The sequence below is a fragment of the Desulfobacula toluolica Tol2 genome (assembly GCF_000307105.1).
Taxonomy (GTDB): Bacteria; Desulfobacterota; Desulfobacteria; order Desulfobacterales; family Desulfobacteraceae; genus Desulfobacula; species Desulfobacula toluolica.
Genome location: NC_018645.1, coordinates 3,417,882 through 3,443,437 on the forward strand (window position 1 = coordinate 3,417,882; position 25,556 = coordinate 3,443,437).

General features: G+C 36.6%; 17 protein-coding genes. 12 read left to right on the forward strand and 5 right to left on the reverse strand.

The features are described from left to right. Positions 1-46: 46 nt before the first annotated feature. From TOL2_RS15545 to TOL2_RS15590, 10 genes are all read left to right on the forward strand, one after another. Complete coding sequence (locus TOL2_RS15545; RefSeq protein ID WP_014958274.1) at positions 47-1,465, forward strand: Do family serine endopeptidase; 1,419 nt, start codon at positions 47-49, stop codon at positions 1,463-1,465. A gap of 57 nt (positions 1,466-1,522) precedes the next feature. After that, positions 1,523-2,422 (forward strand): inositol monophosphatase family protein, encoded by a 900-nt coding sequence (locus TOL2_RS15550; protein WP_014958275.1) that lies wholly within the window; start codon positions 1,523-1,525, stop codon positions 2,420-2,422. 56 nt (positions 2,423-2,478) lie between these two features. Continuing rightward, positions 2,479-2,673, forward strand: a complete 195-nt coding sequence (locus TOL2_RS25615) for a hypothetical protein (protein WP_014958276.1) — start codon at positions 2,479-2,481, stop codon at positions 2,671-2,673. Positions 2,674-2,713: 40 nt separating this feature from the next. Further along, complete coding sequence (ylqF, locus tag TOL2_RS15560; RefSeq protein WP_014958277.1) at positions 2,714-3,550, forward strand: ribosome biogenesis GTPase YlqF; 837 nt, start codon at positions 2,714-2,716, stop codon at positions 3,548-3,550. Beyond that, positions 3,547-5,619 carry a carboxy terminal-processing peptidase gene (locus TOL2_RS15565; protein WP_014958278.1) on the forward strand — a complete coding sequence of 691 codons (2,073 nt, stop codon included), beginning with the start codon at positions 3,547-3,549 and terminating at the stop codon, positions 5,617-5,619. The genes ylqF and TOL2_RS15565 overlap by 4 nt, the downstream gene beginning before the upstream one ends. Before the next feature lie 79 nt (positions 5,620-5,698). Continuing rightward, entirely contained in the window at positions 5,699-5,980 is a 282-nt protein-coding gene (locus TOL2_RS15570; protein WP_332370613.1) for a peptidylprolyl isomerase, read from the forward strand. A 65-nt stretch (positions 5,981-6,045) separates the two neighbouring features. Continuing rightward, on the forward strand, positions 6,046-9,276 hold the full coding sequence (locus TOL2_RS15575) for a YhdP family protein (RefSeq protein WP_014958280.1): 3,231 nt from the start codon (positions 6,046-6,048) through the stop codon (positions 9,274-9,276). 2 nt (positions 9,277-9,278) lie between these two features. Next, a complete protein-coding gene (locus TOL2_RS15580) occupies positions 9,279-9,767 on the forward strand; it encodes a regulatory protein RecX (RefSeq protein WP_014958281.1) in 489 nt (162 codons plus the stop codon). A gap of 16 nt (positions 9,768-9,783) precedes the next feature. Further along, entirely contained in the window at positions 9,784-10,269 is a 486-nt protein-coding gene (locus TOL2_RS15585) for an asparaginase domain-containing protein (protein ID WP_014958282.1), read from the forward strand. A 283-nt stretch (positions 10,270-10,552) separates the two neighbouring features. Then, entirely contained in the window at positions 10,553-10,975 is a 423-nt protein-coding gene (locus tag TOL2_RS15590; RefSeq protein WP_041279559.1) for a PilZ domain-containing protein, read from the forward strand. A gap of 49 nt (positions 10,976-11,024) precedes the next feature. Here the strand turns inward: TOL2_RS15590 and TOL2_RS15595 are convergent, their stop codons facing one another. The 5 genes from TOL2_RS15595 to TOL2_RS23755 all read right to left on the reverse strand — a co-directional run bounded on the left by TOL2_RS15595 (position 11,025) and on the right by TOL2_RS23755 (position 22,094). Further along, positions 11,025-13,862 (reverse strand): M16 family metallopeptidase, encoded by a 2,838-nt coding sequence (locus TOL2_RS15595; RefSeq protein ID WP_014958284.1) that lies wholly within the window; start codon positions 13,860-13,862, stop codon positions 11,025-11,027. 8 nt (positions 13,863-13,870) lie between these two features. Further along, positions 13,871-15,811, reverse strand: coding sequence for a peptidylprolyl isomerase (locus TOL2_RS15600; RefSeq protein WP_014958285.1), 1,941 nt, complete (start codon positions 15,809-15,811; stop codon positions 13,871-13,873). 247 nt (positions 15,812-16,058) lie between these two features. After that, positions 16,059-17,939 carry a methyl-accepting chemotaxis protein gene (locus tag TOL2_RS15605; protein WP_014958286.1) on the reverse strand — a complete coding sequence of 627 codons (1,881 nt, stop codon included), beginning with the start codon at positions 17,937-17,939 and terminating at the stop codon, positions 16,059-16,061. Between the two features lie 259 nt (positions 17,940-18,198). Beyond that, positions 18,199-19,599, reverse strand: coding sequence for a sigma-54-dependent transcriptional regulator (locus TOL2_RS15610; RefSeq protein WP_014958287.1), 1,401 nt, complete (start codon positions 19,597-19,599; stop codon positions 18,199-18,201). A gap of 68 nt (positions 19,600-19,667) precedes the next feature. Continuing rightward, positions 19,668-22,094 (reverse strand): ATP-binding protein, encoded by a 2,427-nt coding sequence (locus tag TOL2_RS23755; RefSeq protein WP_014958288.1) that lies wholly within the window; start codon positions 22,092-22,094, stop codon positions 19,668-19,670. A gap of 588 nt (positions 22,095-22,682) precedes the next feature. Between TOL2_RS23755 and TOL2_RS15620 the strand changes: the two genes are divergently transcribed. Next, positions 22,683-23,147 (forward strand): chemotaxis protein CheW, encoded by a 465-nt coding sequence (locus TOL2_RS15620; RefSeq protein ID WP_051012569.1) that lies wholly within the window; start codon positions 22,683-22,685, stop codon positions 23,145-23,147. A gap of 45 nt (positions 23,148-23,192) precedes the next feature. Continuing rightward, on the forward strand, positions 23,193-25,499 hold the full coding sequence (locus TOL2_RS15625) for a methyl-accepting chemotaxis protein (RefSeq protein WP_014958290.1): 2,307 nt from the start codon (positions 23,193-23,195) through the stop codon (positions 25,497-25,499). The last annotated feature ends 57 nt before the right edge of the window (positions 25,500-25,556 follow it).

A 25,556-nucleotide genomic window follows, 5' to 3' on the forward strand; every position in this document is an offset into this window, starting at 1 on the left:
ATCAGTGGAAAAAAATATTAATGTTAATAATTTAAGGGAGGGTATTATGAAACAGATAAATAAATTATTGATTGCCGTTATTGTGTTTGGCTTATTAAATACGCCGGTCATGGCTAAAAACAGTCATTCAAATATCAGGATGGTGCCGGCAAGTTTTTCAGAACTTGCCAAACAGGCAAAACCGGGGGTTGTAAACATACAGACCGTTAAAAATATTGAAGGTGGCGGAAGGGTTTATAAACATTTTTTCGGCCAGCCATTTGGTGGAAACAGAGATATGTTTGATGAATTTTTTGCTCCTTTTTTTAATCAAAGACCGGAAAACAGAAAAGAAAGCAGCCTTGGTTCAGGTTTTATTATCAGTAACGACGGTTATATTGTAACCAATAATCATGTGATTAAAGATGCAGATAAAATAAAAGTTATTTTGCATGATAAAACCGAGTATGATGCAACAATAATAGGGAATGATCCCATGACGGATCTGGCGCTCATTAAAATTAAGGCAGAAAATTTAATGCCCTTAAAATTTGGAAGTTCCCTGGAAGCTGAAGTCGGGTCATGGGTGGTGGCTATCGGCAGTCCATTCGGACTGGAACAAACTGTAACGGCTGGGATTATCAGTGCAAAAGGAAGAATTCTTGGCTCCGGGCCCTATGACGATTTCATTCAGACAGATGCTTCTATTAATCCGGGTAATTCAGGTGGACCATTACTGAACATTGATGGTGAAGTCATCGGGATCAATACAGCAATTATCAAATCAGGCCAGGGCATTGGGTTTGCGATTCCCTCGGACCTGGCTACGGGTGTCATTGATCAACTGACGGAACAAAAAACGGTTTCACGGGGCTGGATGGGGGTGGCGATTCAGAATGTCACTGAACAACTGGCAGAATATTATGGCATCAAAGAAACCAAAGGAGTATATGTTGCCAAGGTATATGAGGATGATCCCGCAGATAATGCAGGGATAAAAGTCGGTGATGTTATCTTTCAGATCAATGATAAAAAAATTGAATCCTCCCGGGATTTGACCTTGACCATTGCTGCATCATCTGTCGGTGAAACAGTTAAAGTCAAGCTGATACGAGATGGTAAAGAAAAAATGATCAAAGTTAAACTTGGCAAAAGACCTGAACAAGATCCTGACAAAGCAAAAATAATGGATGAGTATGACTCGTTTGGGTTCGGGTTGAAACAGATGGATTCAGATATGGCAAAAAAATTGGGTTATCCTGAAGATATCAAAGGACTTGTTGTGACAGACATAGAATCCGGCAGCCAGGCCTCAAAAACATCTGTCCGTCGTGGAGACCTGCTCATGGAAGTTGACCGCTACAAAATTGACACCATTGAAGACTATACTCAGTATTTAAAAAAAATAGCTGCGGGCAGGACGGTTCAGCTGCTATTCAGAAGAGGTAACAGCCATGTCTTTGTTGTGAGTTTTGAAAAATCATAGCTTAGCCATACAAATGGTCTTTTATTTAACGGCATTCCTTCCTTTATGATGGTCGGAATGCCGCAGATAATCGCATATAGAAAAGAAAGAAACGAGTATTGCAAACATATTGGGAATGAGGTGTTTGCCTTTGAAAAAACCGGACTGATATGCCATAATTCAAAAATATTAAATTTCAACAAATCGGATGACACATTGATATTATTTTTAAAAGATCTTATTAAACAGGCAGGCGCTATCTGCATTAAAGAGCAATCGCTTTTAAAACCGGCTGATGTAAAATTTAAAAACAAAAAAGATTTGGTAACCATAACCGATAAAAGGGTAGAAGACTTTATTGTCAAAAAGATCAGGACAAAATATCCTTCACACGATGTCTTGGGTGAGGAAACAGGCAAAACAAATTTTTCTTCAGATTATCTATGGATCATTGACCCCATAGACGGAACCACCTCATTTTTTCATCAACAGCCTTTTTACTCCGTCAGTATTGCCTTGCAGTATAAGGGTCAAACCATTTGTGGTGCTGTTTATGCGCCACGTCTGGATGAATTATTTTATGCAGACAAAGACAAAGGTGCTTTCTTAAATGATTGTCCAATCAATGTTTCAAAAACAGACCGGCTGATTAATTGTGTTATGGCAACAGGATTCGCATGCTTGAGGGCAAATCTTAAAAAAAACAACCTTGAATATTTCAACAAGATTGTTCCCAGGTTAAGAGATATTCGACGGTATGGTTCTGCAGCCATTGATCTTTGCTATGTGGCATGCGGCAGACTTGACGGATTTTGGGAGATGAATTTAAATATTTATGATATTGCAGCAGGGGTTTTTATTGTTGAACAAGCAGGTGGTAAAATCTGTGATTTCAAAGGCGAACTTAATTTTCCCGAACAGGGGATCGTGGCAACAAACAAATATATACAAAACAATCTACTTGAAAATTTCAAATAAATCCATACCTTGTGAAAAACAATGTGCCATAAAAAATGCTTTATCACTGGAGAACCATGACCGTTTTATTTTCATTTATTTTTATTTCCAGTCTTATTTTAGGATTTGTCTATGGGTGGTTAAAGCACTTTTCAGGATTTCAATTGCTTATCCCTGTAATTATTGGAGGATTCTTCGGCAGTTGCATGGTTGCAATCGTATTCACTTATCTGTATTTTACTCATGTTGAAATCAAAAAAGATAAAGGCTAAAAGATAAAATTGACCCATCTAAAAAAGAGAACGAAATAACATGACAATTCAATGGTTTCCAGGACATATGCTTGAAACGGAAAACCTGCTTAAAAAAGTCATATCTAAAGTGGATGCTGTTTTGGAAATTTTAGATGCCAGACTGCCGCAGGCAAGTGCCAACCCGTTCGTGAATAAAATCTGCAAAGGCAAGTTCAGATTAAAAGTGTTGAATAAAAATGATCTTGCAGACCCTGAACAAACAAAATTATGGCTTGATTATTTTGAAACAGAAAAAAAGGTTCCTGCTGTTTCCATATGCGGGACTCAAAGATCCCAAACCTATGCTGCATTAAATTATTGTGTGAGTCAAATTAACAGAAACAGGGCCAGAAAATTGAAAGTAATGGTGTTAGGTATCCCCAACACAGGCAAATCAACTATTTTGAATTCTCTGGCAGGCAAAAAAATTGCAAAAACCGGAAATGTACCTGCAATCACACGACACCAGCAAAGAACCAGCTTAAACAATAACATAGATATCTATGATACACCCGGAATATTATGGCCGGTGATAGAGCCAAAGCAAAAAGCATATATCCTGGCAGCAAGTGGTGCAATATCTGATACGGCCATTGATTATACGGACATTGCATTTTTTGCAGCCACGCTTTTAATAAAAAAATACCCTGATTTATTGATGTTGCGATATCCTTTCCTGGAAACTTTGCCAGAAGATGAAATCATGCTGATTGAAAAAATCGGTTCTGCTAAAGGATGTTTGAAAAAAGGCGGTATAGTGAATTTACAAAAAGCCTCCGAGGTATTAATCCGTGAACTTAGGTCCGGTAAAATAGGAAAAATAAGTTTTGAAACACCAAAGGATATTGAATTATGACGATTAAACCCATAAAAAATAATTATCTAATAACTTTATTCCTTTTAAAATATTTTTTATCCGTACTCATCCTTTTATCATATTCATCACCTGTGTGGGCAGACATTGAAAAACCCATCAAACCAAATTTCGAACACGCTTCTCAATGCATTAAAATAGTACGGACACTTGAAAGATATCATTATCTTGAAAAAAAACTTGATGATAATATGTCATCAATTATTTTTGACCGATACCTGAAACGACTTGATCCCGGCAAATTATTATTCACCCGGGAAGATATTCAATCATTAAAAAAATATCAATCCCAGCTGGACGATGACCTGAAAAGAGGGAGCCTGACTATTGCTTTCAAGATATTTAATTTATACATGGAGCGGTCCAGACAACGACTTGAATACATTTCTTCCATGATACCAACATGGGAAAAAAATTTTGATTTCAGTAAAAATGACTCCATGATCATAGATAATGACGTGCGCAAATGGGAACCCGACAGCAAAGCCCTTTATTCTTTGTGGAGAAATGATCTGAAAAATCATATTATTACGATGATTCTGGATGATCAGGAAAACGCTTCAATCACTGAAACGCTTGATAAGACATATTCAAGCCGTCTCAAACGATTATTGCAAACCAACTCAAATGATATTTTTCAAATTTTCATGAATAGTGTTACCATGGCTTTTGATCCCCATACGCAATTTTTTCCTCCCAGGGCTTCCGAGGATTTCGATATCCACATGAGTTTATCGCTTGAGGGTATTGGCGCGGTTCTTCAAAACGAATATGAATATACCAAAGTTGTACGCTTAATTCCCAAAGGACCGGCTGACAAATCAAATTTACTCATGCCCGGTGATAAAATTATTGGTGTGGGACAGGGAGAAACAGGGGAGATTAAAGATACAATAGGACAAAGGATTGACGATGTTGTCAAACTAATCAGAGGTCCCAGGAACACAGTGGTACGACTAAAAATCATACCTGCTAAAAAAAGCAATTCAACCCGGACAATTAAAATAAAAAGAGATCAGGTTAAATTAGAAGAACAATCTGCAAAAAAAAACATCATAACCCTTGATCACAACAATCACCCATTGAAAATCGGTGTAATTGAAATTCCCAATTTTTATATTGATTTTAATGCATTTTACAGAGGTGATAAAGATTATAAAAGCACAACAAAAGACGTTAAAAAATTACTTGTTGAACTAAAGAATGAAAACATTGACGGATTAATCATTGATTTGCGGGACAATGGCGGCGGTTCATTAAAAGAAGCCAATGAACTGACAGGACTTTTCCTGAAGTCAGGCCCAACAGTACAAATTAGGACAAAATACAGGATTACGCGATTATATGATGATGACCCAACCATTGAATATTCCGGCCCTCTTATCGTATTAATCAATCGAATGAGTGCATCGGCTTCCGAAATTTTTGCCGGTGCCATTAAAGATTATCATCGGGGCGTGATTGTCGGTACAAGAAGCTTTGGTAAGGGAACTGTTCAAGAATTACAGCCACTTGGAAAAGGCAAATTAAAACTTACCAGTGCAAAATTTTATAGAGTTTCAGGCAAAAGCACTCAAAATCTTGGGATTGTACCGGATTTGAGTTATCCGCAACTCTATAAGATTGAAGATACGGGAGAAAGCTCTTTAGAAGGTGCCCTCCCATGGGATACAACAATCAAAACGTCATATAAAGCCTATCGGTCGCTTCAATTAATGAATGAGAAACTGGATACCGGTTACCAAAAAAGATCGCTTAAAGACCCAGGTGTAACTTATCTTAAAAAAAGAATCGAAATTGCATCAAAAATAAATTCTCAGACCTCCATCTCATTAAACCTGGATGCCCGAAAATCAGAAAAAAAACTGTTCGAGCAATCAGAACTTGATGTTGAAAACAATTATTTGATATCTATCGGCAAAGCACCAATAGAAAAATTCGATCCTGAAACTACAAAGATAAATGACTTCAAAGAAATTATGATGAATCAAACCCATCTTGTAATGGCGGATTTTATTGAGCTTTCCCATGATTTTGATTTTTCATGGTAATTGTTATATCTTGATAATTATAAAATGATTTACTACACTCAAAAAAAGTTGACATTAACCAGAATAGATTAAAGGAGAAATGATGGCAAAAGCCAGCGCCAGGCACATACTCGTAAAAGATGAAGCATTTTGCAAAGAACTTATTGATAAAATAAAGAATGGTGAGGACTTCGAAAAATTGGCCAAAGAACATTCAAAATGCCCTTCAGGAAGAAATGGTGGAGATCTGGGCGAATTTGGCCCAGGCCAGATGGTTCCTGAATTTGATACGGTAGTTTTCAATGAAGAAGTCGGCATAGCTCATGGACCTGTTAAAACAAATTTTGGATTTCATATCGTTGAAATCACAAGCCGCAGCTGACAGGCTATAAAAAACCGAACGGCCCAGGGTTTATGTTAACCTGTGCCGTTCGATTAATCCGTATAATGATAACTTCTCTGAAAATTGGAATTAAAAGACCGGTTTTTTACGGCATTGTCTTAATTCTTGTTCTATTATTCTCCTCTCTTTTTACAGTTAACCGAGTCATCAATACCTCTTATATTAAAAATAAAATATCTTCTTTCATATATCAAAAAACAGGCACCCGGATTGATGGTTCCAGATTTTTTATTACCGTCTTTCCACAACCAAGCCTGACCATAGATAAGTTTAGTTTCAATGCCGACAATAAAACTGATATCAACATTAAATTATTAAAATTAAATTTCAACAGCCAGGCTATTTTTCGCGGTAAAATCAATATCAGCCAGATCATAATCAGTCAGCCTGAAATTAAAATCAGCACTCCCCAAAAAAATCTCTTCATGATACCAATTGATTTTTCGGTTTCAACACATACTCAAAAATTAAAAAAAATCTTTGATTTTTTACCTGAACACCAGGATGCTGTCAAAATTACGTTCAATAATTTCTCATCTTCTTATTTTAGACGGATGGATGGATCAATATATCTGTCTAAAAAAGACGACACCATTTTACGAATAACCATAAAAGATATCAGATTCAAATCTTATGATATTTATAACGCCTCTTTTGATCAAAACATAAATGTGGATTCCATTGAGCTTGATCAGTTAAAAACTATTGTAACGCTTAATTCAAAGGATGAAATCCAAGGACAATGTAACTTCATTGCCCCAAAAATAAAGTCAAAAAACAAAAAGATCCTTTTGGATTCAGACTTTATCGAGTCGGTTTTTAAATTGTCTGATAATTTTTATCAAATTGATACCCCTTCGTTCAAACTCAATTATCCTAATGGGTCTGTGGCAATTTATTTTGCAAACGATCAAATCAAAAAAAAATCAAACATACACTTTATTGGAACCAATATTCATATCAATAAGGCAAAAGAGATGTCATTATTGTTTTTCAAAAACAATAAGATCACCCGAAGTTTGTTTCAAATTCTGAATAACGGCAGAATTCCCAAAATTGATGTCTCGTTTCAAGGCAATGGCTTTAAAGATCTTTTTACCGGGAACCACTTAAAACTTAAAGGAACGATTGACAACGGTCTGGTACATATTCCGAAAACAAATTTGGTTGCCTCACATGTGTTTGGGGATGCCCATATTCAAAATGGCATTCTGGATATCAATACAAACAAAGCAGTTATTCAAAGTTCAGTCATTGAAAAAGGACGTCTCAGCGTCGACCTTTTAAATTATGAGGATCATCCGTTTCAAGGAGAGTTTTTACTTGACGTTGATCTTACAATGATGCCCCAAACCTTGATATCCCTTTTACCCAACACACTATTGGCCAAAGAATTATCAATGGTTCATGATGTAAAGGGGCGATCAAAAGCCAAATTAAATCTTTCTTTGGAAACAATGTCCCATGATCTTAAGGTTCAAATCACTACAGCTGATTTTTCTGTCACAGGCAATTATGATCGGATTCCAGGTGTTATTGCCCTTGAAAACTTAAGGTTTGAATATAAACCTGATAACATACGCCTCAATGGTCTCACAGGGATGATAAACAACAGCAGGATTTATGATCTGAATACGGTGCTTGATTTTAAGGATCAAGCAAGGATAAGCATCCGGTCAGGCTCTGGTATAATCAACCTGGAATCAATGATCCCCTGGTTGATGTCCTATAAAAAAACCAGAGAGATGCTTTCTTGTGTCAAAAACGGAGGCGGTAAGCTACAAATCACCTCAATGGATCTATCCGGCCCCATATTAAAACCGGACCAATGGAAATATAATATTACCGGTAACGGTTTTGGAATTGATATCACAACACAGTGGAATCAGGACCAAATAGAAAACCTGTCCTGCCAATTTCAGGTATCGGATAATTTTTTAAATTTAAAAAAAATTCAAGCGACAATAAGAAACCTGTCGTGGATGGAACACTTTATTAAAAAAAAACATTTTGATAGTATTTTGGTTCCATTTGATTTGGAAAACGGCTATTTTCATACCGGCACAAAGCAATCTTTTTTCAAAAGTAATCTTAACTTCACGACAGGACCTAAACTCTATATTGATCTAAAAGGTAAAACCCTTGATTTATCGGCCTTAAATACCATTACGTTTCTTGAAGAAGGAGTCTCAAACGCTTGTATAACGTTTAATCACAATACAGAAAAGCCCTTGTTTGATTTTAATGGGATTTTAAATACAACAACATTAAACAAAATTGTTATACCGGACAGTTACTGGGCAAAAAAAATCAATACCCTAACTAAAGGGCAACCCACATTAATACATACGGATAAAAATTCCAATTTACACATCATCACCCGGCAAATAAATCTAAATTCACCCCTGTCTCACTTCGGGACATTCCCGTTATACAATCGTCTGTTACCAGCCAAGCCAATTTATTTTAAAGCAGATAGACTGGTTACTGAGAAACTGACCTTTACACAAATCGACACCAAGGTTTCTTTTGAAAAAGAACATTTACACATCAACTTGAACACCGCTTTCTTATGTGATTTAAATACAAAAGGGTATATTAATTTAAAACAAGAGTGCATCGAAGGTGCCTTTTCGTTTGAGGCCCATAACAAGGCCAATATTCAAGATCTATTGACCTGTTTTCTTCAAACAAATGACTTGATTGACGGTCGGTATTCTTTAACCGGTAATATTCTGTTGGATAGTCCTTCAAAAGACGTATTAAATCAATTAACCGGTTCATTCACATTAACTGCTGAACAAGGGCGCATTTACAAATGGACACTTCTTTCAAGAATTCTTTCTGTTTTAAATGTTTCAAAACTTTTCAAAGGGAAGATACCCAATGTGACACAAACAGGATTTGCATATAAAAATATTTCCATTGAAGCGGATATCAAAGACAGCAGAATTCACCTGACCAAAGCCGTAATTGACGGGAAAGATATGTTGCTGATATTCAATGGGTGGATTGACCCTGCAAAAGATCAAATGGATCTGACCTGTCTTGTTGCTCCGTTTAAAACAGTTGATCTTATTGTTGAAAAAATTCCTGTTATTAATACGCTTCTTGGCGGACGGCTCATATCAGTTCCGTTAAAAGCCACTGGAAAACTTTTTGATCCTGTTGTTACCCTTTTACATCCGTCTGCAGTGAGTGACGGCCTTATCAATATAATGTCCAATATTTTAAACACTCCTGTCAAATTATTGGATAAACTATCCAAAGAGTGATCATGAAAATAATGGATTCATTTTCCAATAATACTAAAAAAATCGGACCTCCTTTAAATATGGCGATAAAATACTTAGCCTATCAACCGAGAACTGTTTATGAAATACAAGAATACCTTAAAAAAAAAGGGATCAGTGAAGATTTTATAAAAAAAATTATTGAAATTTTATTGGAAAAAAAATATTTAGATGACAGGTATTTCGCAAAATTTTTTATAGAAACCAAGGCAAAACACAAACCAAAATCGAAATTCGCATTTCGATATGAACTCAAAAAAAAAGGGATCAACCCGTCAATCATTGACGCTGTTTTAACGCACTATGATGATCAGGATCTGGCATTAAAGTCGGTAAGACCAAAAATAAAAACATGGCACAGACTTGATAATAAAACATTTAAAAAAAAGATGATGAATTTTTTGCGGTACAGAGGGTTTAATTATGATATATGCCTGGCAACGCTGACCCATTTTATAGAATCAAGAGACTGAATGAAAGAGAGCCAAAATGGAAATTAAATTTATTGCTGTAGGCGGAACCATCGACAAAGTATATTTTGATTCGTTAAGCAGATATGAAATAGGAGAATCCAATATTAATGATATTTTAAAAGATGGAAGGATAAATTTTAAATACAAGGTGTCTTCCATATTAAAAAAAGATTCTCTTGATATGACGGATCAAGACCGGTTAATCATCCATCAAGCAGTACAAGCCGAAATTAATGACAAAATCATCATTACCCACGGCACTGACACCATGATTGAAACAGCAAAAGTGCTGGCCGACATTAAAAACAAGGTCATCGTCCTGACCGGTGCCATGGAGCCTGCAAAATTCAAATCCAGCGATGCAATTTTCAACATCGGTTTTGCTGTTGCCGCAGTTCAAACCTTACCCCATGGGGTTTATCTTGCCATTAGCGGCAAAATTTTTACACCTGATAATGTAATGAAAAACAGGATCTTAAAACAATTTGAGGAAAAAATGTAATTTTATAAGAAATAAAATACATACTTTTATAACTAATTTTTCCAAAAATGCATAAAAATTTAAATTACCTTTTGTATCAAGAATAAAACAAAATCCCATCACACTGCCCTGAAAAAAGCCAAAAACAAACTTTGATAAGCTTATTTTTTCTATCCCATATAAAATTTTTTCATACGATTTATCATACAGTCAACCAATGTATTTAAATGGCACAATTTATGCTCTAATTAATTTAAGAAATTTAAAGAAAAATTTAATATAGCTATAGCTATGAAAAAAGAGGATGCTTTTTGTGGGCAGAAAAAGAACCGTTGATAGACGAAAAAACAAAAGATACAAGGCTGAAGAAGGTGCTTACGCAGCCATAAGCCCAAATTCCAAAAAATTAGGACAGATAATTGATATCAGTATGGGCGGTCTTACATTCAAATATATTGATACAAATGCGGATGATAATGAGAATGAAAATCTTCCGGAAGAAAAGATCTTTTTAAGCAGCATGGGATATTATGTAGGCGATCTTCCTTTTAAGATTGTTTTAGACTATGAAATAAAAAATGCACCCTCATTCAGTTCAATGAAAATCAGAAAAATGCATGTACAGTTTACCGACCTAAGTTTTAAACAGCTTTTTGATCTGGATTATTACCTTAGAAATAATGTTTCCGGACAAATAAAGAAGCTGCCCCCGCAATACAAATCCTAATTCATATAACAATTGCCTTCCTCTTATAAATCCATTTAAAAATCAATTTTTATTGCTTATGAGTTTCCGGTTTAATGTAAATTATAGCGCTTCTATTGTTATTCAGATATTTTTTTGCAAGCAATATCAAATCATCCCTGGTGATTGATTTGTAGTCATCCGTCATATTTCCGGACCAATCAAATTTTTGTGGATAATTTGAAGCATTGGCCATGACGGAATTTAACCAGTAAGAATTGGTTTTTCTAAGAACTTTCAGATGATTTATAACCGGTTTTAAGGCAAGATCCATCTCTTTTTTTGAAATACCGTTTTCAGTTACGGCATTGATAATATCTTTAATTTTATTGAAAACGAATTGATGACTATCATTTTTTACACTGACAACCATATGCAGTATGCCATAGCCATTAAAGCTCATCGAGGGATCATTATACACATAAGGAGAATATGTTTCACCAAGTTCCTCTCTTATAACGATTCTCAATCTTTCTGAAAGAACCCTGGATAAAACAGATAGCCTGCGAGTTTGCCTGATATTCCAAAAATCATCTGTTGGGAATGCGACATGAACAACGCCTGTATTCATTTTTGTATCCATTTTCAGTTCAAGATGTTCACCTTCCGGGAAATATATTTTACCTGTATTGATTGATTTAATAGGAAAACTTTGTCTTTTTTGAATCGCTCCAATATAGGTTGAAGCAAGATTTATTATATTTTCAAAATCAAAATCTCCAATAATGGATATTTCAACCGGTGAACTTTTAAAATATGGAATCAACCAATCTTTAATATCATTCAGTGTATACTGATTAATCGTCACAGGCCGGGGCAACCCAAACCGGGTATCGTTTCCGGCAAGAAAAAGATCTCCTGTTGTCCGCATAATGCCTTCAGGTGTTCGTATGCGGCTGTCATACTGCTGTTGATACCTGGTTTTCGCTATATCCAGAGCTTCAACCCTGAATCCTGGATCATTAAGATAATGATAGATGAGTTGAAAAACAAGCTCAGCTTCTTCAGGGTTAGCAGACCCGGATAAAGAAAAATAATTTTCATTGATCTTGAATCCCATCGTGACCTCTTTGCCGGCAAGGGATTGGTACAACTCATCCGTATCAAGCTTTCCTAATCCGCCTGACTGAAGCACACGCTCAGTAAGTAAGGATAAACCCGGTTTTGAAACAGGCACTGATTTTTTTCCCTGGCCAAAACAAACCTTAAAAAGAATTTCATTTTTTTTAAAATCTGTTTTTTTTAAATTTAATCGAATATTATTTTTAAAATCAATAACCGTGATACCAAGATCTTTAACATTATCTTGCCTTGACTTGATGCCGTGTTTAGAAAACGGCAATTCAAGATATGGGAATTTCTTGGATTCAGGATCTTCATACCGTGTAATTTTATCGTTGTAACTGTTCTTATAAACATCAAGAATGTTTGCTTCAGGTGCCTGCGCTATATGGGCATTGCCTGATACAAGCACAAGCCGGTGATCTTTTGCCCATGTCTCTTTTAGCGCGTTATGGGCATCCTGCAATGAAATTGATTCAATATAGGGTTTTAAAAAATCCATTCTCTGTTTCGGAGATAACAGCAATCTTTTTTGATTTATAGCTGTCAAAATTTTTCTGGAAAGATCAGAACTTTTTTGTGATTCTGCAAGATTTTGCTGTTTTTCAAGCGAGGAAATGAAATCCGCCTTGACTCTATCCAGCTCCGTTTGCGTAAAACCAAATAAAAGACCCTGTCTCAAGGTTTTTTCAATCTGCTCAAGACCCTGTTTCCACCTATCGGGTTGACAAACGGCACTAATGGCCGATATTGAAAGGTGACGCAAATATTTTCCTGAAAAAACAGATGCTTCTGAAAAATCTGCCGTTTGCTTGCTGACCATTCTCGATAATCGATTCTGCAATATGGAATCTGCTATATGGTTTAACGTTCTTTTTTTCAGGAGATCCGGGGTTTGTGTTTCAAAAGGTTCCCAGGAAATTGTCTCAATTGTGATATCAGTACTGCCGGCTTCGGGCTCATAATGATAAAAAGGTTTTACCCCTTTATGTTCTTCCCATTTGGTTGATAAAGAATGTTTCAAAAAAAAAGTGCGGGGTTTGAGTTTGGAAAATCTTTTGGTTATCATGGAAAGAACCGTTTGCCTGTCAAAGTCACCCACAACAATCAACGCCATATTATCAGGCCGATACCACTGGTCATAATATGCGTTCAACAATTTTCGATCTGCTTTTTTTATGACACTGTCGATCCCAATTGGTAATCTTTCAGAAAACAATGAACCCGGCAGTTCAAATGCCAGTTTTTTTTTAAAGGTACGGTACGATACCGAGTCTCGTTCCCTTTTTTCCGCCATAATAATGCCGCGTTCACGATCAATTTCAGCATCCAAAAGAAGTGCCCCCTTTGCATAGTCCTGTATGACGACAAAGGCATCATCCATTTGCTGATAGTCTGCGCTGGGCAAAGACAGATCATAAACCGTATTAAAAAAAGAGGTATGGGCATTGGCATCCGAGCCGAAATCCATACCAATAGATTGGAAATATTCAATTAATTCACCTGGCTTATAATGTTCTGACCCGTTAAACAACATATGTTCCAGATAATGGGCAACACCTTGTTGCTCATTTGTCTCATGCATGGAGCCGGCAAAAACATTCAGATGAACGTTAACCCTGTCTTCTGGTTTGGAATTCTCCATGAGGATATATTGGAATCCATTGGAGAGTACTCCATAAACAATTGCAGGATCAGTTTGCATGCCGTTATCGGGATCAATAACAACATGTCTGGGGGTAACACACGAAGCTAAAAATAAAAATCCTAAAACAATAATTTTAAGAGTACTATTGCGCCTTATCACGATACCCTTTAATTCAAAAATTCAGGATCATAATTGATTTCACACTGTTTTTTTAATTCAGCCATCCATGCCTGAAACGATTGGGCCTGTTTTCTCCAGATAATTTCATCTTTTATACTGTTAATATTTTCTGAAATTTCAGATTCTTCGGGTAATTGTCGTTCTTTTAAACCGATAATACAAAAACCGCCTGAAGTTTTAATTATTTCAGGATAAATTGTGTTATTATTATTCAATGAAAAACTTGCCTGGATAAATTCAGGAGAATTACCTACTCCTTCGACATTGCCGTTTCTTATAAATAATTCCGTGGATTTAATGTTTAGTTTATGGTCATTAGCCAACTTATCCAATATTTTTTTTACCGATTTTTCTGTATCCAGTACTTTGGTGTCTGATTTTTTTATCTCAAGGGCTTTGGTGAGATACAACTGAGCATCTTCTTTTGCCCGTGCTATTTGCATTTTTGTCTTAAGCGCTTTTCGAACCCTGTCTTTTACAATATCAAGTTCCTGAACAACAGGATCAATCTTTTTAACCACCTTGATCAAATAATAAGAGTCACCAAATTGTTTTACATCACTGATATCATCCAGAGGAAGCTCAAAAGCAGCCCTTGCAAAGCCTTTATTATCAGCAATATTAATCCCTTCTCCAAGGATACTGAACTCTTTGGTTGTAATGATGTTTTGCTTGGCGATAAGGGCGACCTGTTCTAAATCGTCTCCGTCAATCACGGCATCAAATGCTTCCCCGGCTTTATCGTAAGCTAAATTCTGCAGTTTTTGTTGTTTCAGCTCTTTTTTAATTTTTTCCGAACTCTGGGCCAACGTTTTAGTGGAAGCATCAAATTTGGCTATGATTTTAATGATATGCCAGCCAAATCGAGTTCGCACAGGAGTACTTATTTCACCGGCCTTCATAGCAAAGGCCTTGTCAGCAAAAGGTTTCACCATACTTTGTTTTTCAAACACACCCAGGTATCCTCCGTTCTCTTTTGAAGGCCCTTCTGAATATTGTTTTGCAAGCAGTTCAAAATCCTGTCCTTCATCAACAGCCTTCACATATATTTCCCGGGCTCTTTTTTCTGTTGCCTTAACAACTTCTTCTTCGGCATCTTCACTGACTTTAATTAAAATATGCCTGGCTTCAATTTTTTGTGGTATTTTAAATTGTTCCGGGTTTTGTTCGTAATACTCTTTAATATCGGATTCTGTGACACTTACGGTATCTTTATAATCTTCAGGAGAAAATTTCAAATACACTGCCTTGATTTTAGGCTCAGATTTATATTGATCTTTATTTTCAATATAAGACGCTTTGATCTGGTCTTCATCCGGATGAATATCTGAATAATCTTTAGGATCAAACAGCAAATAATCAACTGCAATTTTTGTATTTTGAAATAAATACCAGTTCCTTGCTTCAAGGTCTGATACATTCACAGCACTCAGCACCATATCTTTAATCTTTTGCTGTCTGATTGAATTGATTTGAAGCTCTTCAAAAATTTCAGGATTCAAAGAATTCAAACTTAAGACTTTTTTATACTGCTCTAAATCAAATTTTCCATCTTTTTGAAATGCTTTAATTGAAAGCAGAGTTTCTTGAAGTTCTTTATCAGAAACATTAATCTTGAGTTTGTCGGCCTGGGCTAAAATTATTTTTTGTTCAATTAATGAATCAAGCGCCTGTTGTTTTACATTAAGTGCTTTCAGAATATCATCATTTAAATTTTTTCCAAATCTTGCCCGCATTTGATCAACAATCGACTTATATGCCTGCTGATACTCCTTTATGGTAATCGGGTCATCATTGATAGTTGCAATTGAATCATTTCTTTTTGTTCCGAATGATCCCACACCGAGAAACACAAACACGATAACAATGATCCCAAGAAATAATTTAATGATCCAGTTTCCGGTATTTTCACGCAAGTAACGCAGCATCAATATTCTCCTTAACTCTCCTGTAAAATAAAACTCATTATGATTAAACAAAATGTATTATAGTAGCTTTTCATAAAAGCCTGTGTCAAGATTATTATTAGGAGTGCGATCACCCCGGTCTTTTCTGTAAAAAGTATAATTGATATCCTTTTGCATTAGTATTAGTGGCTTTTGGAATCATTATACAATTGATTAAAACCTTCTTTGTTCTGACTTGTCCAGGTCAGGTTTTATATTTTATACAGGATTAAAAATCTTCAAACGACTCATTTTCATCAAAGGGTATAATTTGATTCGATTTGATTTCTTGTTTACTGGTAGCCGTTATTTTGTTTTGATTTAAGCCAATAGAATGAGATTTATAAGAAAAGAAGGGGGCTTTTTTTTTGTTTATCAAAACATTTGTCCTGTCTTCTTTGCCGCTCACCAAAAGAACAAGATCAGCCACATAATCCCTTAGTTGTTCTGCCTGGGAACTCATCTCTTCTGATGCGGAAGCGGATTCTTCAGCATTGGTGGCATTTTGTTGAACCACTTTGTCCATTTCGTAAATAGCGTTATTGACCTGATCAATTCCATCAGACTGGTCTCTGGATGCTTCTGAAATTTCAACAACCAGATCACCAACCTTACTGCTGCTTTCAGCCACATCCCTAAAAGAATCGCTGGTTTTTAAAACTATTGCTGATCCATCGCTGATTTTTTTTACAGTATCTTTAATCAACTCTGCCGTATCTTTTGCAGCATTAGCAGCCCGCATGGCAAGATTTCTGACCTCATCTGCAACGACGGCGAATCCTGCTCCGGCTTCGCCTGCACGAGCAGCCTCAACGGCAGCATTCAATGCCAGAAGATTTGTCTGAAATGCAATTTCATCAATTGTTTTGATGATCTTGGAAGTTTCTTCACTTGCTTTTGAAATATCATTCATGGAAAGAGTAAGTTGTTTCATTGATTCATTTGCCTCAGTAACGACATGATTTGCCTGTTTCATGAGACGGTCGGCATTGCTTGAATTTTCAGCATTTTTCTTTGTCATTGAAGACATCTCTTCTATTGATGCAGAAGTTTCTTCAATAGAGGATGCCTGCTGGGAAGAGCCCTCTGCAAGAGACTGGCTGGCAGAGGATACCTGAATCGAAGCTGATGCAACCTGGTTAGCCCCTTCTTCCATTCCGTTGATAATCCTGTTGATTGGATTCACAATTGACTGTGTAATTAAGAATATTATTGCTGCAATAATAATAACGCAAACAACACCGATAATAATGCTTGTGTTACGCATCTGATAAACCGGAGCAAAAATTTCAGCCTTGTCTGCTGTTGACGCAACTATCCAACCCAAATTCGGTTCTTCTGCAAATGCAACTGTTTTATTAACACCTTCAAAGCTATAGTTTATCAGCCCTTTTTTTTGTTTCAGCATTTGGCGGCCGAAATCATATTGACTGATATCCAGTGTTAATATCTTTGATTTATCCGGATGGGCCAGTATAATTCCCTCATTACTGCTGATATATGCATATCCTGTTTCTCCGACTTTTTCGGAATCAACAAATTCTTTTGTAAAATGATTCAAATTAATGGCTCCAAAAAGCACGCCTACTATGGTATTTTTTTGCTTAACCGGATAAGAGATGCAAAAGACAGGATTTCCTGAAACTTTGCTTTTGATTATGTCTGAAACAGATACCTTTCCTGAAAAAGCTTCTTTAAAATAACTCCGATTTGAGATATTCATTGATCCGATCATACCGGTTTCAGATGACGCTATAATCTTGCCCCCTGGACCAGCCAGGGCGATAAGTTCAAAAAATGTACTGTTCCTTTTGATTTTTTCCAAACGACGATTTGCTGTGCTTTGTATGCTCTCATCTTGTAATGATTGGTTCGCAGCATCTGTAAATATGGTTTCTTCACTGAAATTATTTAAATCATTTCTCCGTTCCATGATCCAATTGCCAAGTTGCTTTGAAATTGAACCGGATACATATTCCACCTGGCCTGCAATTGAATTTTCCAGGGCTTTGCTGGATTTCATGTATGAAACAACTGACATCAAAATCAAACAAAGTATGGTTGTTGTCACAGTTGGAATAAGAAATTTATATTTTAAGCTGAGTTTCATAAAAATTTTCCTTTAATTTGTTTTTATAATTTTTGTCTGAACCGATTGGTTTAAATTTTTTATTACTATGTACTCTCTTTGCTTTAGCCGTTTTATTTTCAGCTTGATTCCAATGATTATTATTTATAATTGTTTTTAGATTTTATTAACAGTAGTCATCAATTTCCCTGCCAAGGCAATAAATATAAAATCATTTTATATTGCAAGTGGTTACAAAATTTATCCAACCAGGCAGAATGTCACAAAAATATGACACACATTAAACTCCTTTTATATTATACTGTTGCAAGAGACGGTAAATATGACCTCTTGAAAGCCCGGATATCCGGCAGGTTTCCTTAATATTTCCTTGTGTGACCAATATCAGATTCTGAATATATGCATGTTTTGTGTTTTCAATATGATCTTTTAGCTTTGGGATGCTGCCGATTTTTTTTTTGTTTGGAAAAAAAGGTGGCGTGTGTGTGTTGGCTTTGTTTTGAGCTTTGATTTTATTTCTGATGTTAACTGCCCGAATATTTTCAGGCAGGTGATGAGGAAAAAGTGTTGTGCCGTCACCTGCCTCGCTGAAGACCAGATCTATTGTATTGAGAAGTTCCCGGACATTTCCAGGCCATTCGTACAATTTAAGTTCTTCTAAAAATTCCCGGGACATAGTACAATTTTTTCCGGAAAGATCTTTTTTGCTATTGAGATGATGTTGGGCAAGAATGATGATATCTTCTTTGCGGTCTTTTAATGGAGGCAGGTGAATATTCATGGAAAATAATCTAAAAAAAAGGTCTTCTCGGAATTTGTTTTGTTTCACCATGTCTGCTATATCACGATGTGTTGCGCAAATCAGCCTGAAGTCACTTTTAACTTCTTTTTTGCTGCCAATGGGTCTGAATATCTTTTCCTGAAGTACTCTGAGAAATTTTTTTTGAACATCTAAAGGGAGTTCACCCACTTCATCCAGGAACAGGGTTCCCTTATCAGCCATTTCCATTAAGCCTGTTTTATCAGAATCAGCCCCTGTAAATGCACCTTTTGCATGGCCAAACAATGTGTTTTCAACAAGATGTTCAGGCAACGAGGCACAGTCAACAACCACAAATTCTTCATGGAATCGTTTACTGTTGTCATGGATGGCCCTTGAAAAAAGCTCTTTACCGGTTCCTGTCTCTCCTGTGATAAGGACAGGAAGATCATTATGGGCTGCCGTTGAAATTTTATCCAGACAGTTTGAGATTAATCTGCTTTTGCCAATAATAGCTGCACAGTTAATCTGTTTTTCCGGGCTTTTTGCCTGTTTTTGCCTGCGATATTCTAATGCTCTTTCTAAAGCAAATTTAAAATCTCTATGGGATTCTCTTTTTGAAATATAATCCCAGGCGTTAGACCGCATTGCCAACTCTGCACCGTCAATATCTTCATCCGCCGTAATAATAATGATTTCCGGAGCCAATGGTCGCTGTTTTATGATTTCTATAGCGTCCAGGCCATTGCCGTCCGGCAAATTTACATCCAGAAAAACAATATCAATATATTCAGAAATTATTTTATCCAGTCCCTCTTTCAAAGTCAGTTGATAAGATGCGGAATAACCCATTCTATTAAAAACTTTGGATAAAAGTTTACATATCTGTTCGTCATCATCTATGATTAATACGTTAGGCATAATTTTTTTTATCTATTAAAAACAAATTAATCTCAAGAGTTTTTTTAATCTCCCGATGTTGTAAAAAGTTAGTATTCTTTGCTTTCATCTAAAACAGACCTTATCGTTTCTGTAAATTTCGATTTGATTATGGGCTTAAACAACAATCCTTTCACTCCGATTGACCTGGCTTTTTCCGGACTTATCCGTTCGCTGAACCCGGTACAGATGATGACAGGAAAACCGGGAATGATATTCATGATTTTATGTGCAAGCAGATCCCCTGTCATGTCCGGCATTGTCATATCCGTAATAACCAAATCAAACCGGTCAGGATTTGCTCTTATAAGTTCCACTGCCTTCAGGCTGCTGTCTTGTGTTTCCACCTTATATCCTAGACGTTCAAGCATTGTTTTTTCAAGCCTTAAAACCTGATGTTCATCATCCACCAGAAGGATTCGTTCATTTCCCCGGGCATGAATAATCTTTTCTGCTTGAGGGTCAGATATGAATCTTTGTTTGATAGCAGGGATATACACATCAAAGGTGCTGCCCTCACCCGGGCTGCTTGTTACCTTGATTTCCCCTTTGCAGTTTTTTACAATCCCCTGGACAACAGACAGTCCTATTCCGGTTCCCTTTCCCTTGGGTTTTGTAGTAAAATAAGGATCAAATATTTTTTCTAAAGTCATTTTGTCCATACCTGCTCCGGTATCACTGACAGAAAGCCAGATAAAAGGTTCAATGCAGGGTTTGCCACAAGGAATGAATGTTTCATGGAAGAGATCCGTTTTTTCTGAATTTTTAAGCTTTATGGTCAATGTTCCTCTTGAATCTTGTATTGCATGGTAGGCATTGGTAATTAAATTCATGGCCACCTGATGGATCTGTATCGGGTCAGCCAGAATCATCAGGCAATCAGGATCAATCTCTTTTTTGATTTTTATTGATGTCGGAATGGTCGAGCGGATCAGTTTTATCACTTCCTTGATAATTAAATCCGGTTTTAAAGGCATTAACTTTTGATCTGTCTGGCGGCTGAATGTCAGTATCTGTTTCACAAGATCTTTTGCCCGCCTTGCACCGATCAAGATTTCATTTACACTTTCCTTATACTGACTGTCCTGTGGAAAGTCTTCAACCAGCATTTCCGCATACCCGATAATTGGAAAAAGGATGTTGTTGAAGTCATGGGCAATGCCGCCGGCCAGCGCACCAATTGCCTCAACCTTCTGAAGTTGTTGAAGTTGTTTTTCCAGTTTTTTTCTTTCATGTTCCGCTTTTTTCTGATGGATTAAAATCATTACATTTGTAATCAATGCTTCAATTTGTTTTACGTCTTCTTTGGTATACTCATCGGGTTTGTTTGCCACGACTGTAATAAGCTCAATACCATCTTTCCCAACGGTTGGGACTGAAAGAAATCGTTTTATCCTCACATGGCCTTCGGGCAATCCTGATTTTTCTTCATGTTTTGCCGCATAATCATTTATGATGACAGGTGCTTTTTTTTTGATTGATTTTGACCAGAAACCAGCAGTTTTGACGGGAAATTTAATTGGTTTATCAGTTACATTGCACTCAATCATTACTTCCGGAGACATCGAATATAGAGTCATTTCACTTTCATCATGATTTAAAAATCCTATATAAGCATATGGACTATGGGTAATTTTTTCAATTTCCGCCAAGGCATAATCACATATTGTTTTTAGAGTTTCATTACCCATGCTGGCGATTTTCCAAAGCGCTTCCAGCCTTATTCTTAATTCTTGTTCATTTTTTTGTTTTTTGATAAGTTCGACTTCTGCCAGTTTGCGTTTGGTAATATCTTCTGTTATTGACAATAATTGGGGCGTACCCTCAAAAGTGATAATGACACCGCTATACAGGCCATAAAATATACTCCCGTCTTTTTTATGAAAAACAACCTCTAAGGCATTAACCTCTCCTTGCTTTATCAATAGCTGCTTTAGATGGTTTCGATCATCAACTGATATAAATCCCAAATCAGATGAGGTGGTTCCGATGGTTTCTTCCCTGGTGTATCCCGTGATCCTGATAAAATTTTCATTTACATCTATGAATTTGCCCTCATCTATCGTGGTGATTCCCATACAAATTGGACTTTTATAAAATATTTTAAAAAATTTTGGGGATGCATTGGACAGATTCTTTTTATGTTCCAGTTCTGTGGAATCTGTTGTTTTAACCGTTTTTTGTAATTTTTCAGAAACCAGGGCTCCGGCGCAAATGCCAAAAGTTATACCTCCATAGGCAGCAGCAAGTCCGACCAGAATGACTCGGCCATCCTTCATAATTATCGGCAGTATTTCAATATAGGTCATCACGCCGATCCCGGCGATTACTGAAAATGAGGCCCCCATGGCCATATTTTGAATGGTTGGTATTGTGGATTTGAGATGAGACCACAAAAATCCGAATAAAAAAGAAAAAGAAAAAAACAATGAAATTTTTGGAGAAAGACTTTTAAATAAGGCGCTTATAACATCCATGATGTTGTCCATTCTAAAATAATATATTCAACAAATTAGAATTGTTTTGTGATTAAAACCATAACTTGTTTGAATTCTAATTAGAGTATTTTCTCTTATCACTAATTCTACTTATTAGAAATAAAAATTATAAAAATATGGATTTGATAGGCAAAACTTCAAAACAAGGAGAGGAGTCTCATTTTTGTGACAGTCTCATTTTTACGACAAACCCTACAATTCAATATATAATCAATAAATTTAATATATTAACATTGCATATGACAATTCATGATGCAAATTGTCATATTTTTGTGACAATTTGTCGGGTTTGTTAAATTTTGTAATCAATTGAAATAAATCAGATTTTCTATCTGATTACTTTGGCATGAAAATTGAATTAGTTTGAATTGGTTTGAAATTGATTTAAGTAATTATTGATAAAATCAAAGTTTAAGTCAGAGTTCAACAATCAACATAAAAGAGATCTATGAATAAAATACTTATTCAATAAAATGCAATACAAACCTTAAACAGGAGAAAAAGCTTGTGGAATCACCGGGCAGTTTAAATCAAGACAATTTAAATCAAACAATTCAGACAAAAATCATGAAAACAGGCAAATATCTGACCTTTAACCTTGTGGAGGAAGAATACGGCATCGGTATTCTTAAAGTCAAAGAAATCATAGGGATGATGCCGATCACTTCAGTCCCCCGAACGCCTGATTTTGTCAAGGGTGTTATTAATTTAAGGGGAAAAGTGATTCCCGTTATTGATCTTAGATTAAAATTCGGCATGAACTCCATACCGTATTCAGACCGGACATGTATTATTGTTGTCGAGGTTGATTCAAATGACATGACTGTTCAAATCGGTATAGTTGTGGATTCCGTTTCTGAAGTATTAAATATTAGTGAAGCAGAGATAGAAGAAACCCCGGCCTTTGGAACCAGACTTGATACCACTTATATAATGGGAATGGCAAAGACACAAGGTGGTGTAAAAATTCTTCTGGATATTGATCATGTATTGTCAAATGAAGAATTAATGGGGCTTAAAAAAACTGTCTGATCATTTTTTCAGATCACAAAACAAATTGAAAAAGGAAAAATAAAGATGAAGAAATTTGGCATTGGGATAAAGATTGCTTTGGGATTTGGTCTGATAATCGCAATTTCATGCATACTTGGAATGATGGCCATTTGGAATATGCATAATGTACAGAATCAAAGCACTATACTGGCCCATGAGTATGTCCCTGAAGTTGATGTCGCGGTAAAAATAAGAGAAGCTGCCAATCAAGTAATGTTCGCAATGAGAGGGTATGGATTTACAGAGGATGAAAAATTTTATAAAAATGCCCAAAAAGCGACGATATCCTTAGAAAATGCTTTAGCAAAAGGCCGCGACCTTGAGGCACAGTCTCCTAATTTAAAAAAGCTAAAAAGTCAGCTTGAAGCTGCCACTCAAGCGTTTGATGAATATAAAAAACTCATTTCTCAAACAGTTGATTTTAATTCTGAGTTGGCAAAAAACAGAGAAACTCTTAATTCATCTGCTGAAAAATACATGAAAAACTGTGCGCAATTTCTGGACGGACAGAATACGGCATTCAAAAAGAACCTGACTGAACGTCAAAATAAAATCACAATTGTCACGGATGTTGTCGAGCAAGGAGCCCTTGCCAGGATTAATAATTTCAAGGCCCAGGTATCAAAAGATATGCAACTCATGAAAAAAGCTGCAAATCATATTCTTGAAACAAACAAAAAATTAGAGACCATAAGACCAATCACCCGTAAACCTGAGAATATCAAACAGATAAATGCCATTCAAACTCATGCAAAAAACTATGCTGAAGCCATGGAAGGATATATCAAAACAAATGAGACAAGATATCGCAGAGAAATGGATGCGGCTGCAGGTCAATATACCGAAAATTGTGAAGCATTCCTGAAAAGCCAGCACAACGCACTTACAAGGGAAATGCTGGAACGCCAAACCAAAATCAATTTAGCAAATGATATCATTGACCTTGGCAATATTACGCGGGTAGGAGTTTTTAAATCCCAGGCATTGCGCAGTCCCAGTATAATGGAAGATGCATTAAAAAATTTTCAAAAAATTGATGAAAAATTTAACAGTCTTCAACAGATCACCCGAAATGAAGCTGATCTTAACCGGATTAAAGAGGTAAGTACCGCAGGGAACAATTATCAAACTGCAATGAAGGATTTTCTTAACAACTGGCTTGAATTACAACAATTGGCAAACAAAAGAAATGTTGTTGGCTTATCGGTTATTGATGCCTGCAAGACAACTACTGATGCAGGACTGCAGGCAACGGACAAAGTTGCAAAAGACACGGTCTCTTCTCTTGATAATGCGTCGACAATGATGATTGTTGGCTTTATTGCGGCTCTTATGGTCGGTATAGTATCTGCTTTTTTTATCATCCGAGGCATTACACGCCCTGTTAACAATATCACCAAAGGCATGAATGAGGGATCAAACCAGGTTGCTTCTGCCGCAATTCAGGTGTCTTCTGCCAGCCAATCCCTTGCAGAAGGCGCTTCTCAACAGGCCGCAGCCATAGAAGAAACCTCTTCATCCATGGAAGAGATGGCTTCCATGACAAAGAAAAATGCTGAAAATGCATCCCAGGCCGATAATCTCATGAAAGAGGCCGGTAAATTTGTAAAAAGCTCCAATGACTCCATGGAGAAACTGATACACTCCATGGAAGATATCTCAACTGCCAGTGAAGAAACGTCCAAAATCATCAAAACCATCGATGAAATCGCTTTTCAGACAAACCTGCTGGCCCTGAATGCAGCGGTTGAAGCTGCCAGAGCCGGAGAAGCAGGGGCCGGGTTTGCCGTTGTGGCCGATGAAGTCAGAAATCTTGCCATGAGAGCTGCAGATGCAGCCAAAAACACGGCTGAACTCATTGAAGGAACGGTAAAAAAAGTAAATGACGGCTCCGAACTTGTGTCCACGACAAATAAAGCCTTCAGCCAGGTAGCTAAGGCTGCAGCCAAAGTGGGGGATCTGGTCACGGAAATATCAGAAGCATCCAAGGAACAGTCCAATGGGATTGAACAGGTGAACAATGCCATTGCGGAAATGGATAAAGTCGTTCAGCAGAATGCCTCAACTGCCGAGGAATCCGCATCAGCAGCTGAAGAGATGAGCGCCCAGGCAGAACAACTCAGGGATTATGTTGGTGACCTTGTTATGCTGGTAACCGGTGATAAAGACCAGACTATTGCGTTGCCGGACAAAAAACGGGTAAAAGCCATTTCTTATACATCGAATGCAATCAATGCAAAAAAAAGCAAACGCATTGGTCATAATCCAAAAGAAATAAGGCCTGAACAGGTGATAACATTTGATGAAGAGAATGCGTTTGAAAATTTTTAATTCTGTACAGCAAACAAAAGGGCAGGTATTGCCTGCCCTTTTAACTTTTAAATTTAT